Genomic DNA, 13,697 nt, shown 5'->3' with positions numbered 1-13,697 from the left:
GACCGGGCCCGGATTGGAGCCGGGGGGATGATGGGTGCATGACCGAGCTCCCACGCAAGGCCGCGGCCCGCACGGCACGACTCGCGGCGTTGCCCCTGGGCTACGCCGGTCGCTCCGCGATCGGGTTCGGCAAGCGCCTCGGCGGGCGCAACGCCGACGCCGTGCTGAGCGAGGTCCAGCAGCGCACGGCCGAACAGCTGTTCCGCACGCTGGGTGAGCTCAAGGGCGGCGCGATGAAGTTCGGCCAGGTCCTGAGCGTGATGGAGTCGGCGCTGCCCGAGGAGCTGGCCGCGCCCTACCGCGAGCACCTCACCGCGCTCCAGGACTCCGCTCCCCCGATGCCGACCGCGACCGTCCGCCAGCAGCTCACCACGCACTTGGGGGCGGACTGGAAGGAGCGGCTGGTCTGGCTCGACGGCGCGCCCACCGCCGCCGCCTCGATCGGCCAGGTACACCGCGGCCGGTGGGTCGACCACGCGACCGACGACGGCGCCGAGCGCGACGTCGCGGTCAAGGTCCAGTACCCCGGCGCCGGCGAGGCGCTGATGTCCGACCTGCGCCAGATCGCTCGCCTCGCCCGCGGCGTCGCGCCGGTCTTCCCCGGGCTCGACATCAAGCCGCTCGTGGCCGAGCTCCAGGCCCGCGCGGCCGACGAGCTCGACTACCACCTCGAGGCGGAGGCGCAGGCGGCGTACGCCGAGGCGTTCGCGGACCACCCCGACATCGTGGTCCCGGCCGTGGTGTCGGTCGGCGAGCAGGTGCTGGTCACCGAGTGGCTCGACTCGCCCCACTCCCTGGCGCACGTCATCCGCGAGGGCACGCAGGAGGAGCGCGACCACTACGGCGAGCTCTTCGTGCGCTTCCTCTTCGAGGGCCCGCGGATGACCGGCATGCTCCACGCCGACCCGCACCCCGGGAACTTCCGCATCCTGCCGGCGGCCGACGGCGGCCTGGGCCGGATGGGTGTCCTCGACTTCGGTGCCGTCGCGCGTCTCGAGGGCGGCACCATGCCGCCGGCGACGGGTCGCCTGCTGCGGATCGCGCTCGAGGCCGACCCGGACTCGCTGGTGGCGGGACTGCGCGAGGAGGGCTTCATCCGCGACAAGATCGAGGTCGACCCGGAGATGGTGCTGTCCTACCTCGCACCGTTCGTCGAGCCGGCCGCGGTCGAGCGCTTCACCTTCACCCGCGAGTGGATGCGCGCCCAGTTCGAGCGGGTCAACGACCCGCGCTCGGAGGAGTTCGCCCTCGCCCTCAAGCTCAACCTGCCGACGTCGTACCTCCTCATCCACCGCACCTGGGTCGGCGCGATCGGCATGCTCAGCCAGCTCAACGCGACCGCGCCCTTCCGGGAGATCCTCGAGCAGTCGCTGCCGGGCTTCGCCGACGACTGACCGTCCTCACTGCCCGGGTAGTCCACCGGGTTCTGGCTGCCCGGCCCGGGTGGTCCACCGGTTTCTGGCTGCCGTGACAGCCCGCGGACGACCGTTTCCCGGTGGACTACCCCGACACGCGGCGGGCCAGCAGCACGAACGCCGCAGCGGCGAGCGCGAGCCCGCCCATCAGCGGCCAGAGCAGGGCGGGGGCGGCGGCATAGACCGCCGTGCCGATCGGGGCCGAGATCAGCGTCCCGCTGGTCGCGGCGCCGGTGTAGAGGCCCTGGTACTGGCCGACGAGGTGGTCGGGGGCCTGGTCGAGCACGTGCGCCGTCGCGGTCGTCTTGTAGAGGATCTCGCCCGCCGTGAGCACGACCATCGCCAGCAGCACGGACGCGACCGTCACCGGGAGCGCGAACATGGCGGTCCCGACGCCCACGAGCGCGTAGCCGAGGGCGATGACGCCGTACGCCCCTCGCCCCTGGAGCCACTGGGTCACCGGGATCTCCAGCACGAGGATCAGCGCGGAGCCGACGGCGATCACGGTGGCGTAGAGCCAGACCGGCTGCCCCGAGTCGCGCAGGTGGAGCGGCAGGGTCGAGTAGAGCTGGCGGTAGACCAGGTCGACCAGCACGACCCCCACGAGCAGCACGACGAGCGGCCGGTCGGCCCGCAGGGTCCGCAGCAGCCCGTTGCCGGGCGTCCGGTCGTCTGCGACGTCGGGCGCGTCGCGCGGCAGCACCCGGCTCAGCGCGAACCGGATGACGATCACGGCCAGGCCGTCCACGACGAACATCGCCTCGTAGCTCCACGTGACGAGCAGCGCGCCGAGCGGCGGCCCGAGCACGAAGCCGGCGTTGGAGGCGGCCCGCCCGACCGCGACCGACGTACGCCGCTGCCCGCGCGGCACCGCGAGCGCCGACAGCGCCCCCGACGACACCGACCCCGTCGCCATCAGGTAGGCCTGCACGGGCAGCAGCGCGACGAGCGCCCAGAGCGGCAGGAGGGGCACGGCGACGAGCAGCAGGCCGCCGGTCGAGCTCGCGGCCAGCAGCACCCGCCGGTGGCCGAAGCGGTCGCCCCAGCGGCCGCCGGTGAAGTTGCCCACCAGGAACCCGACGCCGACCGTCCCGGCCAGCAGACCGGCGGTCGCGGTCGACATCTCCCGCGGCCCGGTGAGGTAGAGCGTGAGGAACAGCATCGTGAACGACGCGGCCGACGAGACGAACCGTGCCGCCGCCAGCGCCCAGACGACGCGCGGCAGGTCCCGGAGCTCCACGGAGCAGACCCTGCCAGACCGTCGCGGCTGGCACGATGACGACATGGACCCCGCACGCGCCCTCGCCCGCTGGCACGCCGTCGTCGAGAGCCGCGACCCCGCCGGGCTACCGGACCTGATCGCCGCGGACGCGGTCTTCCGCAGCCCGGCCGTGCACACGCCGCAGGTCGGTCGCGACACGGTGGTGGGCTACCTGACGGCCGCGTTCACCGTGCTCGGCCCGCAGCTGACGTACGAGCGCGAGTGGCTCGGTGACGACTCGGCCGTCCTCCAGTTCCGTACGGAGGTCGGCGGCCTCGACGTCTCCGGGATCGACATGATCACGTGGGACGACGACGGCCAGATCGTCGACTTCACCGTGATGGTGCGCCCCGCCAAGGCCCTCCACGCCGTCATCGAGCACATGGGAGCCGAGCTGATGCGGATGCTGGAGGCTGCGGGTCACTGACCGCGGCGGCGCACCACGCGGTCGAGGATGCCGAGTGTGGCCCGCAGGGCGGACTGGTCGATCACCGGGAAGATCGGCCGCCAGTCGTCGGAGACGTGCGACCAGTCGTAGACCGACGTCACCCAGGTGCCGCTGCGGCCGTCGACCTCGGCGGCCTCGAGGACGTAGCCGTAGGTGTGGGCGATCGGCGGCTTGACCGTGCCGTCGATCCACCAGGCGATCTCGCGGTCGGGCTCGTAGCGGTCGATCACCACGTCGACGTCGTAGCGGCCCATCGGCAGGTCGCCGAGCGCCTCACGGTCCATGTGAACGGTGAACCGGTCACCCACCGCGCCGACGAGGCCTCCGTCGGCGGCCTGGAGCATCCCCGACGCGTCGATGTCGACGTGGCCGTCCGGGTCGCGGAGGACGGCGAAGACGGCCGCGGGCTCGGCCTCGAGGAAGCGACGGGCAGTCAGCTGGTCGGTCACCCGACCACCCAAGCACGCCGGCATCCGACGACCGCGCCCGGCCTGCTCAGACCCAGAACCCCCGGCCACCGCCGTAGACGTCGCCGAAGTGCTCGCGGTACGACGTCCCCGGACCGCGCGAGCCGAGGTAGGACCCGACCACCGCGGCACCGAGGTCGTCGAGCTCGGGGCTCACCATCCGGCCGTCGACCCGGCGGGCCATCGAGTCGATGAAACGGGCCAGGCCGGGGTCCTCGCCGAGCCGGAAGAACGTCACCTGCGCTCCCACCCGGGCGGCCGCGTCGAGCTCGCGGACCGAGTGGGCGATCGTCAGCGGGTGCGGCGGGTAGGAGAACCAGACGTCGCCGTCGGGCTCGAGGTGCGCCGTCGGCTCGCCGTCGGTGACCACGAGCAGCACCGGCTGCGCGTTGGGGTGCTTGCGGAAGAACCGGTTGGCGAGCAGGAGGCCGTGGTGGAGGTTGGTGCCCTTGTCCCACCGGGCGTCCAGCCCGGTGAGCTGCTCGATCTCCATCACCTGCGCGTGCCGGCCGAACGCGATGAGCTGGAGGTCGTCGCCGCGGAAGCGGGAGCGGACGAGCTGGTGGAGGGCGAGCGCGGTGCGCTTCATCGGCACCCAGCGGCCGTCCATCGCCATCGAGAACGACGTGTCGACCAGCAGCGCGACGGCCGCCTGGGTGCGGGCCTCGGTCTCGATGACCTCGATGTCGTCGACGCGGATGCGGACCGGTGAGGCGCCGCCGTCGCGCAGCACCGCGTTGGTGATGGTGCGTGGCACGTCCCACGGCTCGGTGTCGCCGAACTCCCACCGCCGGGTGGCGCCGGACGGTTCCCCCGCCAGTCCCGTCGTACGGGTCTCGCGCTGGCCGCTGCGACCGCTCATCCGGTCCGCCACGTCGCGCAGCAGCGCCTTGCCGAGCTGACGCATCGCCTTGGGCGAGAGCCGGAGCTCACCGTCGGACCCCCGCTTGAGGTAGCCGCTGTCGCGCAGTGCCTGCTCGAGCTCCTGGAGGGTCTTCGCGGCGACGGCGGCCTCCGGGCCGAGCTGACCGGCGAGGGCGTCGAGGTCCACGTCGTCGAGCCGGGCGCCCTGGTAGGACTGGGCGAGCTGGTCGGACAGCTGGTCGAGCTGGGCGAGGTCCTGCAGTGCACCCGTGCCGTCGCCGAGGCCCATGCCCTGCTCGCCCTCGAACGACTCCGACCCCGACCAGTCCTCGCCGGGCCGGAGCGCCTGGAGGTTGGCGTCCATCCGGGCCAGCTGCTCCATCAGCTGCGGCGAGCCGAACGCCTGCTGCGAGAGCTCCATGAGCTCCTGGCGCTGCTCCTCGGTCATCGAGTTGAGCATCCGCTGTGCGGCGGCGGCTCGCTGGGCGAGCGAGTCGAGGAGCTCGTCCATGTCCTTCGGACGCTCGGGGAAGAAATCCCCGTGCTTGTCCATGAACTCCTCGAACTCCTCGTCGCTCACCCCACCGGCCGCATGCTTCTCGAGCAGGTCGTTGAGGTCGGACAGCATCTCCGCGACGGCCGCGCGGTCCTCGTCGGTCGCCCCCTCGAGCGCCTGCTTCATCCCGGCGAAGCGCTGGTCGAGCAGCTCGCGGCCGAGCAGGTCCTTGATCTGCTCGTAGGCCTCGCGCGCCTCGGAGGACTGCCAGTCGTAGGACGACAGCTCGCTCACCGCCGCGGCCGTGGACGAGGGCAGGTTGTCGAGCACCAGCTCGCGGAAGTCGCGGTCCTCGTCCGACATGGTGATGTCGCGCGCGAGCTGGCCGCGCTCGGCGAGCACGGCCTGGTCGAGGAGCTCGCGCACCTCCTGCATCGTGCCGTCGAGGTTGTTGCGCTGGAGGATGTCGCGGCGCCGCTGGGCGACCTGGCGCTGGAGCTCGTCGAGCCCGGCCTGGTCCTGGCTGCCGCGCCGGAGGTACTCCCGCATCGCGTGCTCAGGCGAGTACCCGGCCATCACGTCCTGACCGATCGCGTCGAGCGCGTCGGCGAGGTCGACGGGCGGGGCGAGCGGGTCGCCGCCGGCGTACTTCTGGAAGCGGCTCACCGCAGCACCTTCATCATCCACACGTCGTCGGGCCACTCGCCGTCCGTGACCCGCTCCTGCTCGGCGAAGCCGTGCGAGCGGTAGAACCCGAAGGCCTGCTCGTTGCCGTCGACGACCTCGAGCCACAGCTCGTCGCCCTCGACCTGCGACTCGACCTCGGCCAGCATCCGGCTGCCGATCCCGCGGCCGTGGTGGTCGGGGTGGACGTAGAGCTTCCACATGACCTCTCGGTCGCCGCTTCCGTGGGGATCGGTGACATGGGAAAAGGCGCGGTAGGACCGCGAGAGCCGACCGAACGACGACACCGCGAGGACCTCGCCCCCGGCCTCGACGACCCGGTGCGAGTTGGTCCGCATCGACCGCGCGAAGACCTCGGGCGTCCACCACTCGTCGATCATCCGCTGGGCGTACGCCGCGTCGATCGGGCCGTAGGTCGGTGGCACGACCGCACGCCCGAGCGCAACGAGCGCGGGGATGTCGTCGTGCGTGGCGGCGCGGAGGGTGAGGACCGGGCCCTCCTGATCGGGGCTAGCCATAGACGGTCTCCCCGGCGTCGGTGTCCTTGCCGATCTTGCGGGCGAGGTAGAGGCCCTCGAGCGCGAGCTCGATGGCTGCGGCGCGCTCGCCGTCGTTGGTCGCGCCGAGGCGGTCGCACACGGCGTCGTAGAGGTCCGACTCCCCCAGCACCGGAAGGCCGGACAGGAAGTCGCGGGCGCCGACGCGGGCACCCGTGCTGACCATCGCGCCCTCCTCGATCGCCTCGACCAGCAGGCGGAGGTCGATGCCGGCGAGGTGCGCGCGGACGGTCTCGGCGATCGCGGTGCGGAGCAGGTGGGTGAGCACCTCGGTCTCACGGCCCTCCTCGCCGGTCTCGAACTCGATCTTGCCGCCGAGCACGTCGACCGCGGTCTCGAGGTCGACGACCCGGGCGACGGCCTCGTCCTCGCCCTGCGTGGTCGCGCGGTGCAGCGCCGCGGCCGCGATCGTCTCGGCACCGGCGATCGCGAAGCGGGCGCTGACGCCCGAGCGCTGGTCGACGGCCTGCGAGTCGCGGAGGTTGCGGGTGAAGCGGGCGAGCACCTCGAGGAGGTAGGCCGGCACGTCGGCGACGAGGTCGGCCTCCTGCACGATGACGGCCATCTCCTCCTCGACCTCGCGCGGGTAGTGGGTGCGGATCTCCGCGCCGAAGCGGTCCTTGAGCGGGGTGATGATCCGGCCGCGGTTGGTGTAGTCCTCGGGGTTGGCGCTGGCGACGACGAGCACGTCGAGCGGCAGCCGGAGGATGTAGCCGCGGATCTGGATGTCGCGCTCCTCCATCACGTTGAGCATCGCGACCTGGATCCGCTCGGCGAGGTCGGGCAGCTCGTTGATGGCGACGATGCCGCGGTGGCTGCGCGGGATCAGGCCGAAGTGGATGGTCTCCGGGTCACCGAGGTGACGGCCCTCCGCCACCTTCATCGGGTCGACGTCGCCGATCAGGTCGGCGACCGACGTGTCGGGCGTCGCCAGCTTCTCGGCGTACCTCTCGTCGCGGTGCCGCCACGAGATGCGCAGGTCGTCGCCGTACGTCGCCGCCGCCTGCTGCGACGTCACCGTGATCGGCTCGTAGGGGTGCTCGCCCAGCTCGGAGCCGGAGATGACCGGTGACCACTCGTCGAGGAGGCCGACCAGCGAGCGGAGCAGCCGGGTCTTGCCCTGGCCGCGCTCGCCGAGCAGCACGATGTCGTGACCGGCCAGCAGCGCGCGCTCGACCTGCGGCACGACGGTCTCGGAGAAGCCGTGCAGACCGGGCCACGGGTCCTCGCCGGCGCGCAGCCGCGCGAGCAGGTTGTCGCGAAGCTCCTGGCGGAGGGTCTTCAGCTCGTGGCCACTGGCGCGGAGCTGGCCGAGGGTGCTGGCCTCGGGGTGCGGGGTCTGCGGGTCGTCCTGGAGCTGGGTCACGTCTTCCACGCTAGACCCGGGGGTCAACGTCGAGTGCGCTCGAAGCCCGGGGTGGTCCACCGGCGTTCGGTCGTCGCGAGGCTGCCCGGACGACCGTTTCCCGGTGGACTACCCGGAAAAAGGGCGATTGAGCCCTCCCGGACAGGGCAGGATGCGCTCATGATGGGTCCGCTGCTTCCCCTGCTCATGATCGTCCTGATCGGCGCGGCCTTCTGGGCCGGGCGGATGTCCGTCGGCGGATCGACGCCGACCGTGGCCGCGGCCGCCGCTCCCCGCGAGCTGGCCGAGCGCGACGCGTTCATCGAGCAGCTGCGCGAGCTCGCCTGGCAGCACCGCGACGTCTCCCCCGAGCTCTCCACGATCATCCTCGACGAGATCACCACCCACCACCGCCGGCTGTCCGGCCCCGACGCCTGAGGACCACGATGTCGACCACTGCGAACAAGATCGCCGGCCGCGCCGGAGCGCTGAAGAAGGCGTCGGGCGGCTTCCTCCTGCTGCTGGTCCTGGCGATCGGGGTGCTGATCTTCGTGCGGCCGACGACCGTGTCGACCGGCCCCGACCAGGTGGCCCTGCACTACAGCGACGGCGCCTTCACGCCGCGGCGCTTCAAGGACTGCGTGTCGAGCTCGACGCGTGCCTGGGACGGTCCGGGCGACAAGCACTACTCGTACCCCAAGAGCCAGCGCAACTACGTCTTCGGCGAGGGCGGTGACCGGCCGATGGTGACGTTCGTGAGCAAGGACGGCATCGAGATGTCGGTCGACGGGGTCGCGGCCTTCCTCCTCAACACCGACTGCAAGACGCTCCAGAAGTTCCACGACCTCATCGGCAACCGCTACGCCGCCTACATGGACTCCACCGACGGCAACGGCTCGGCGGGGTGGCTGCAGATGCTGAGCGTCTACATCAGCCGACCGCTGGAGACCGCGATCGACCGCGCCAGCCAGAACTACACCTACACCGAGCTCTACACCGACCCGGCCGTCAAGGCGCAGTGGGAGCAGGAAGTGCTCGAGCAGATGCCCGAGCTGGTGGGGCGCCAGATCGACGGCGACGAGGAGTTCTTCACCGACTTCGCGATCACCCTCCAGAAGCCCGTGCCGCCGGAGTCGGTCAAGGCCGCGCTCGTCGCGCAGCAGGAGGCGGTGGCGCGCGCCAAGGCCAAGGAGGCCGAGGCCGCCGCCCAGGTGAAGGCCGCGCAGGCGCAGGTCGAGGTCGAGAAGGCCGAGGCGGCGAAGATCGCCGAGCGGATCAAGGTGCTGGGCCAGGAGGGCTACCTCAAGCAGTACGCCATCGACCACGGGCTCAACCCCTACCAGCCGACGACCGGCGGGCTGATCACCAACCAGGGGCCGTAGGGGCTCGAGCCCGCGGGACCTTCGGCCCTGCCCGCGGGCGCACCCTGCGGGGAGGCTGGGAGTCCCACCGGCAGGAGGACCCCATGCCCATGTCCCACGACCTCTCCCGCGACGACTGCTCGCGCCTGCTGAGGGCCGGCGTCGCCGGGCGGGTGGCGCTCGCCACCCCCGACGGACCGCACATCGTCCCGGTCAACTACGCCCTGGACATCGACGACATGGACGGCGGCCAGGAGTCGGTGCTCGTCCGCACGACGGCGTACAGCCTGATCGGGACCTACGGTCGCGACGCGCAGCTGTGCTTCGAGGTCGACCAGTTCGACCACGAGCTCAAGCGCGGCTGGAGCGTCGTCGTGCGCGGACGCGCATCGTTCGTCGACGACCACGAGGACCTCGCGCGGATCGCCCGGTCGTGGCAGCCGCGTCCGTGGGCCGAGGGCCAGCGCAACCTGGTCGTCCGCATCCCGTGCACCGAGGTCACCGGCCGCCAGCTCGGTGGCGGGTGGGACCCGTGGGAGCACCTGCCCGTACGCCGCTTCGCCTAGGCCGCGCGGTGACGTCACCCGGCGGCGACGTCACCCGGCGCGGACCTGGCATGCAGGAAAGCCCGACGCCGTGGGGCGTCGGGCTTCCGGGGCCTGCTGGTCACCGCAGCACGGGGTGGTCCTCCACCACGCGCTGGCGGTTCCACCAGTGACCCAGCCCCCACGTGGTGCCGGCCGCGCCCAGGGCGAGGACCGCCATCACGATCACGCCGACGAGGTGGTCGTCGACGACCGGGTTGTTCTCCAGCGGGAGGGACGCTGCGTACATGAACGCGTACATCAGCGCGCCGGCCGCGGTGCCGATCCTCATGCCCACCCCGAGGAGCAGCGTCACGCCGATCCCGAGCAGGCCGAGCATGAAGAGCCACTCGATGAACACCGAGTCGGCCATGCCGGTGAAGAAGCCCTTGAAGGGGTTGTTCTCGGGGACACCGAAGGAGAGGAAGCCCTCGGTGGGGCTGCCGCCGTTGACCCAGGCCGCGGGACCGAACCGGTCCAGCACGCCGTTCTGGTCGTAGCCGGTGTGGAAGCCCAGCGCGAAGAGCTTGTCGAGGAACGCCCACAGGAACGTGATTCCGAAGGCGATCCGCAGGGTGGCCAGGGCCCGGTCGAACCAGGGTCCGTGGTCGTGGTGGGTCGGAGCGTGGACTGCATCGGTCTCGTCGTGGTGACGGTGGATGACGGACATCGCCATCCCCTCCTTCGGTGGTGTGTGTGCTTGCTGGGTCACCACCAGAGTCGCGCGGACGTCGCGCGGTGGGCAGGGTCGCCGGTCCCGCGCGCAGAGGACCTAGGTCCCCCGTTGTCCCGGGGAGTCCCGGAGGAGCTTGGAGGCCAGCACGGCCGCCTGTGTCCGCCGTTCGAGCCCGAGCTTGGCCAGGATGCTGGACACGTAGTTCTTGACCGTCTTCTCGGCGAGGAACATCTGCTCGGCGATCTGGCGGTTGGTGAGGCCCTCGGCGATGTGACCGAGCAGGATCCGCTCCTGGTCGGTGAGGGACGCCAGCTCGTCGGGGGTGCCCGGTCCGTTGCGGATCCGGTCCAGGACGGTGGCCGTCAGCGCCGGGTCGATGAGCGAGTTGCCGGCGGCCACGTGGCGCACCGCGGTGACCAGGTCCGAGCTGCGGATCTCCTTGAGCACGTAGCCCGACGCGCCGGCCATGATCGCCGCGAACAACGCGTCGTCGTCGTCGTACGACGTCAGGATGAGGGCGTTGATGGACGGGTCCACGGCCCGCACCGAGCGGCACACCTCGATGCCCGAGCCGTCGGGCAGGCGGGCGTCGAGGACGGCGACGTCGGGGCGCAGGGCCGGGATCCGCGCCGTCGCCTCGACCGCGCTGCCCGACTCGCCGACCACCTCGATGTCGTCCTGCTGCTCGAGGAGGAAGCGCAGCCCCTGCCGTACGACGTCGTGGTCGTCGAGCAGGTAGACGCGGATCGGGTCGGGCATGGAGCCATTCCACCAGAGTCGAGGCTCAGACGTCGGTGGCGCCGTCGATCGACTGGCGGATGAGGTCGGCGTGCCCGGCGTGGCGGGCGTACTCCTCGACCATGTGCACCAGCGCCCAGCGGATGGTGGCGGTGTCGCCCTTGGCTGGGTCGCGCGGCCGCGCGACGTGGCGACCGAGGTCGGGGTCGGCCGCGAGGGCTGCATCGAGGCACGCGTCGGAGCGGACGATGGCCTCGGCGAGCAGTGCGTCGAGCTCGGCGTGGGGCGTCCCGGCGGCGCTGTGCCAGTCCCAGTCGGGATCCTCGTCCCAGGGAGCGGTGTCCCACGGCGGTGACGGCTCGTGGGCGGCGAGGTTGTAGGAGAGCCAGTAGTCCTCGACGAAGGCGAGGTGCTTGAGCATCCCGCCGAGCGTGAGGTCGCTGGGCGGCAGCGTCTGCTCGAGCTGCTCGTCGGTGAGGCCGCTCGCCTGGAGCCTGATGGTGCCGCGGTAGTGGTCGATGAAGCTGCGGAGCATGCCGACCTCGTCGTTGCTGAAGCCGGGCTCGGGTCGCTCGATCGTCATGACGGGCAACCTAGTCGGAGACGCACCGGCATGGCACCGGACATGCATCGGCCGCCGCGCTCGGGTGAGCGCGGCGGCCGGAGCAATGCCTGCGTGTCTCCGCGGGCGGGGATGCGAGGGTCAGAGGGCAGGGCCCTCGCCGCGCAGCTTGTCGACCTCGGCCATCGCGTCGCGCAGCTGGGCGAGCCACTCGTCGGCGTGCTCGCCGACGAGGCGGACCGACCAGGCGAGCGCGTCCGAGCGCGACCGGGCGACGCCGGCGTCGACGAGTGTGTCGAGCACCTGTCGCTCGGGCTGACGCAGCCGGGTCATCACCGGAGCGGCGACGTGGGTGAACAGCGCCTCGGTGTCACCGAGCCGCACCCCCCACGACACCGTGCGCTGGTAGCGCGCCTGGGCCTCGAGCGCGATCTCGATGCGCTCGGCCTTGGTCTCCGAGCGGAAGCGGCCGATCCGGCCCTCCGCCGCGGCCCCGTCGGCGCCGTCGGCCTGCGCGTCGCTCAGCGTTCCCATCACCGTGATCTCCTCACGGTCGGTGCGCACGTCGATCTCGCTGAACCAGCCCTCGGGCAGGCGCCCGCGGAACCAGTCGGCGGCATCGCCGGCGGGCGGGAGGTCGGCGACCTGCCAGCCTCCCCGGCGGCCGCGGCCCTCGGGGCCACCCCGCTCGCCACGTCGTCCGCGGCCTCGTCCTTCACCGCGTCCGCGGCTCTCGTCGTTGTCGTCTCGGGTCGTCATGTGTCTGTCTCCTTCTTGCAGTGCTTACATGATTACACCCTTGCAACGATCGCACCAGCGGATGTGTTCCCACCTAGGCTGGGGGCATGGACCGACCGCCCTGCCCGTGCGGCACCGGAGCGTCGTACGACGCCTGCTGCGAGCCGCTCCTCGCCCACCGCGAGCAGGCCGGAACACCGGAGCAGCTGATGCGCTCGCGCTACACGGCCTACGTCCGCGGGGACGCCGACCACCTGTTCCGGACGTGGCACCCGCGCACCCGCCCGGACGACGTACGCCCCGACCCGGCCACGCGGTGGACCGGCCTGCGGATCGTCGCCACCGAGGGCGACACGGTGCAGTTCGTCGCGTCGTGGGAGGGCGGGGAGATGCACGAGGTGAGCCGCTTCGAGCGGCGGGCGGGGCGCTGGGTCTACGTCGACGGCGAGGTCGAGGTCGAGGTGGACTGAGCGTCGCTCGGGGGACCGTCGAGCTCGTTCTCCTCGGCCGCCTTGAGCTCGACCGGGCCCGGCTCCCACACGACCTGGACCTTCTCGAAGCCCTTGTGGCGCTGCATCCGGGCATAGAGCGCGTAGGCCTCGCGGTCCGCGTCGGTGAGGTCGACGTTGTCGGTGAACGGCGTCAGCAGGGCGCGGGGCCACAGCTTCCGCGCCGCCACGACGTTGATCTCCATCGCCAGCACGGCCATCACGGCGCCGATCCAGAGGAAGCCGATCAGACCGAGGACCAGGCCGAAGGTCTTGGTCATCGACGAGGTGTCGACCAGCACGTTGTTGACGTAGGCCGCTCCCGCGATCTGCAGCAGCTGCCACATGACGGCGAGGGTGTAGCCACCGGGCGCCGCACGCCGGAAGGAACGCTGCCCGGTGGCGGCGTAGCGGAAGAGGTGCGTGAGGAAGGTGCCGACCACGAGGATCGTCAGCACCGGCAGGAAGTACTGGCGGCCAGGCCCGAGCACCTCGGTGAAGACGTCGGTGGTGCTGGCGACGGTCGCCACGATCGACACGGCCAGCAGGGAGAAACCGGCGGTGACGAGCAGGACGAGCGTCTTGAGCCGGGCGTAGAACGGGTTGGGCCGGCTGTTGCGCGGCACCGACCACGCGACGTGCTGGGTGTTCTGGAGGGCCTGGCCGAGCCCCATCGCGCCGTAGAGGGCGGCGAGGGCACCGACCGCGACACCGGTGAACGAGCCCGAGAGCCCCTCGGGCCGGCCGAGCTCGTCGCCGATGATGGGGAACTGGGCGAGCGCGGAGTCGAGGATCGACTGCTGCCAGTTGGGCTCGCCGCGCAGGATGATCCCGAGGATCGAGGTGCCCAGCAGCATGAGCGGGAAGATCGCGACGAACGCGTAGTAGGTCAGCGCCGAGGCGAGGTAGGGGCCTTGGTCGTCGAAGTACTTGTAGATCACCGCGAGCGGGAAGCCGAGGACCGGATGACGGCGCTGGAACGCATCGACTGACGAGACCGCTCCCACGTGGGG

General features: G+C 71.6%; 16 protein-coding genes. 6 read left to right on the top strand and 10 right to left on the bottom strand.

Annotated elements, in window-relative coordinates:
* Positions 1 to 38: 38 nt before the first annotated feature.
* Entirely contained in the window at positions 39 to 1,394 is a 1,356-nt protein-coding gene (locus tag JI751_RS17360; protein WP_201939313.1) for an ABC1 kinase family protein, read from the top strand.
* A 106-nt stretch (positions 1,395 to 1,500) separates the two neighbouring features.
* Here JI751_RS17360 and JI751_RS17355 read toward each other — a convergent pair whose 3' ends face one another.
* Positions 1,501 to 2,655 (bottom strand): MFS transporter, encoded by a 1,155-nt coding sequence (locus JI751_RS17355; protein WP_201939311.1) that lies wholly within the window; start codon positions 2,653 to 2,655, stop codon positions 1,501 to 1,503.
* Between the two features lie 43 nt (positions 2,656 to 2,698).
* Between JI751_RS17355 and JI751_RS17350 the strand changes: the two genes are divergently transcribed.
* Positions 2,699 to 3,103, top strand: coding sequence for a nuclear transport factor 2 family protein (locus JI751_RS17350; RefSeq protein WP_201939308.1), 405 nt, complete (start codon positions 2,699 to 2,701; stop codon positions 3,101 to 3,103).
* Here the strand turns inward: JI751_RS17350 and JI751_RS17345 are convergent.
* The 4 genes from JI751_RS17345 to JI751_RS17330 are packed head-to-tail and all read right to left on the bottom strand — an operon-like array spanning position 3,097 to position 7,558.
* Positions 3,097 to 3,573 (bottom strand): SRPBCC family protein, encoded by a 477-nt coding sequence (locus JI751_RS17345; RefSeq protein WP_307814333.1) that lies wholly within the window; start codon positions 3,571 to 3,573, stop codon positions 3,097 to 3,099. The two genes, JI751_RS17350 and JI751_RS17345, sit on opposite strands and share 7 nt — an antisense overlap.
* Before the next feature lie 46 nt (positions 3,574 to 3,619).
* The gene (locus tag JI751_RS17340; protein WP_201939305.1) at positions 3,620 to 5,617 is read right to left on the bottom strand and encodes a vWA domain-containing protein; all 1,998 of its coding nucleotides are present in this window, start codon (positions 5,615 to 5,617) and stop codon (positions 3,620 to 3,622) included.
* Positions 5,614 to 6,153 carry a GNAT family N-acetyltransferase gene (locus JI751_RS17335; RefSeq protein ID WP_201939304.1) on the bottom strand — a complete coding sequence of 180 codons (540 nt, stop codon included), beginning with the start codon at positions 6,151 to 6,153 and terminating at the stop codon, positions 5,614 to 5,616. Before JI751_RS17335 ends, JI751_RS17340 begins: the two co-directional genes overlap by 4 nt.
* Positions 6,146 to 7,558, bottom strand: coding sequence for a MoxR family ATPase (locus JI751_RS17330; RefSeq protein WP_201939303.1), 1,413 nt, complete (start codon positions 7,556 to 7,558; stop codon positions 6,146 to 6,148). The genes JI751_RS17335 and JI751_RS17330 overlap by 8 nt, the downstream gene beginning before the upstream one ends.
* 159 nt (positions 7,559 to 7,717) lie before the next feature.
* Here JI751_RS17330 and JI751_RS17325 point away from each other — a divergent pair, with 159 nt between their 5' ends.
* The 3 genes from JI751_RS17325 to JI751_RS17315 all read left to right on the top strand — a co-directional run bounded on the left by JI751_RS17325 (position 7,718) and on the right by JI751_RS17315 (position 9,464).
* Positions 7,718 to 7,975 carry a hypothetical protein gene (locus JI751_RS17325; RefSeq protein WP_201939302.1) on the top strand — a complete coding sequence of 86 codons (258 nt, stop codon included), beginning with the start codon at positions 7,718 to 7,720 and terminating at the stop codon, positions 7,973 to 7,975.
* Between the two features lie 8 nt (positions 7,976 to 7,983).
* Positions 7,984 to 8,919 carry an SPFH domain-containing protein gene (locus JI751_RS17320; RefSeq protein WP_201939301.1) on the top strand — a complete coding sequence of 312 codons (936 nt, stop codon included), beginning with the start codon at positions 7,984 to 7,986 and terminating at the stop codon, positions 8,917 to 8,919.
* Positions 8,920 to 9,002: 83 nt separating this feature from the next.
* Positions 9,003 to 9,464, top strand: coding sequence for a pyridoxamine 5'-phosphate oxidase family protein (locus JI751_RS17315; RefSeq protein WP_201939300.1), 462 nt, complete (start codon positions 9,003 to 9,005; stop codon positions 9,462 to 9,464).
* Positions 9,465 to 9,564: 100 nt separating this feature from the next.
* Here the strand turns inward: JI751_RS17315 and JI751_RS17310 are convergent, their stop codons facing one another.
* The 4 genes from JI751_RS17310 to abmR all read right to left on the bottom strand — a co-directional run bounded on the left by JI751_RS17310 (position 9,565) and on the right by abmR (position 12,217).
* On the bottom strand, positions 9,565 to 10,152 hold the full coding sequence (locus JI751_RS17310; RefSeq protein ID WP_201939299.1) for a hypothetical protein: 588 nt from the start codon (positions 10,150 to 10,152) through the stop codon (positions 9,565 to 9,567).
* A gap of 102 nt (positions 10,153 to 10,254) precedes the next feature.
* Positions 10,255 to 10,917: a response regulator gene (locus tag JI751_RS17305; protein WP_201939298.1), complete on the bottom strand. Its 663-nt coding sequence runs from the start codon at positions 10,915 to 10,917 to the stop codon at positions 10,255 to 10,257.
* Positions 10,918 to 10,942: 25 nt separating this feature from the next.
* Positions 10,943 to 11,479, bottom strand: coding sequence for a mycothiol transferase (locus JI751_RS17300; RefSeq protein ID WP_201939297.1), 537 nt, complete (start codon positions 11,477 to 11,479; stop codon positions 10,943 to 10,945).
* Positions 11,480 to 11,599: 120 nt separating this feature from the next.
* Positions 11,600 to 12,217: an ATP-binding transcription factor AbmR gene (gene abmR / locus JI751_RS17295; protein WP_307814332.1), complete on the bottom strand. Its 618-nt coding sequence runs from the start codon at positions 12,215 to 12,217 to the stop codon at positions 11,600 to 11,602.
* Positions 12,218 to 12,303: 86 nt separating this feature from the next.
* Between abmR and JI751_RS17290 the strand changes: the two genes are divergently transcribed.
* Positions 12,304 to 12,666 (top strand): YchJ family protein, encoded by a 363-nt coding sequence (locus tag JI751_RS17290; protein WP_201939296.1) that lies wholly within the window; start codon positions 12,304 to 12,306, stop codon positions 12,664 to 12,666.
* Here the strand turns inward: JI751_RS17290 and JI751_RS17285 are convergent.
* On the bottom strand, positions 12,630 to 13,691 hold the full coding sequence (locus tag JI751_RS17285) for a YihY/virulence factor BrkB family protein (protein WP_201939294.1): 1,062 nt from the start codon (positions 13,689 to 13,691) through the stop codon (positions 12,630 to 12,632). The two genes, JI751_RS17290 and JI751_RS17285, sit on opposite strands and share 37 nt — an antisense overlap.
* Positions 13,692 to 13,697 lie beyond the last annotated feature (6 nt).

This window comes from Nocardioides baculatus (assembly GCF_016735675.1).
Lineage (GTDB): Bacteria > Actinomycetota > Actinomycetes > Propionibacteriales > Nocardioidaceae > Nocardioides > Nocardioides baculatus.
Note: the sequence above shows the minus strand (reverse complement) of the source record. Positions and strands in the feature narration are given on the sequence as shown.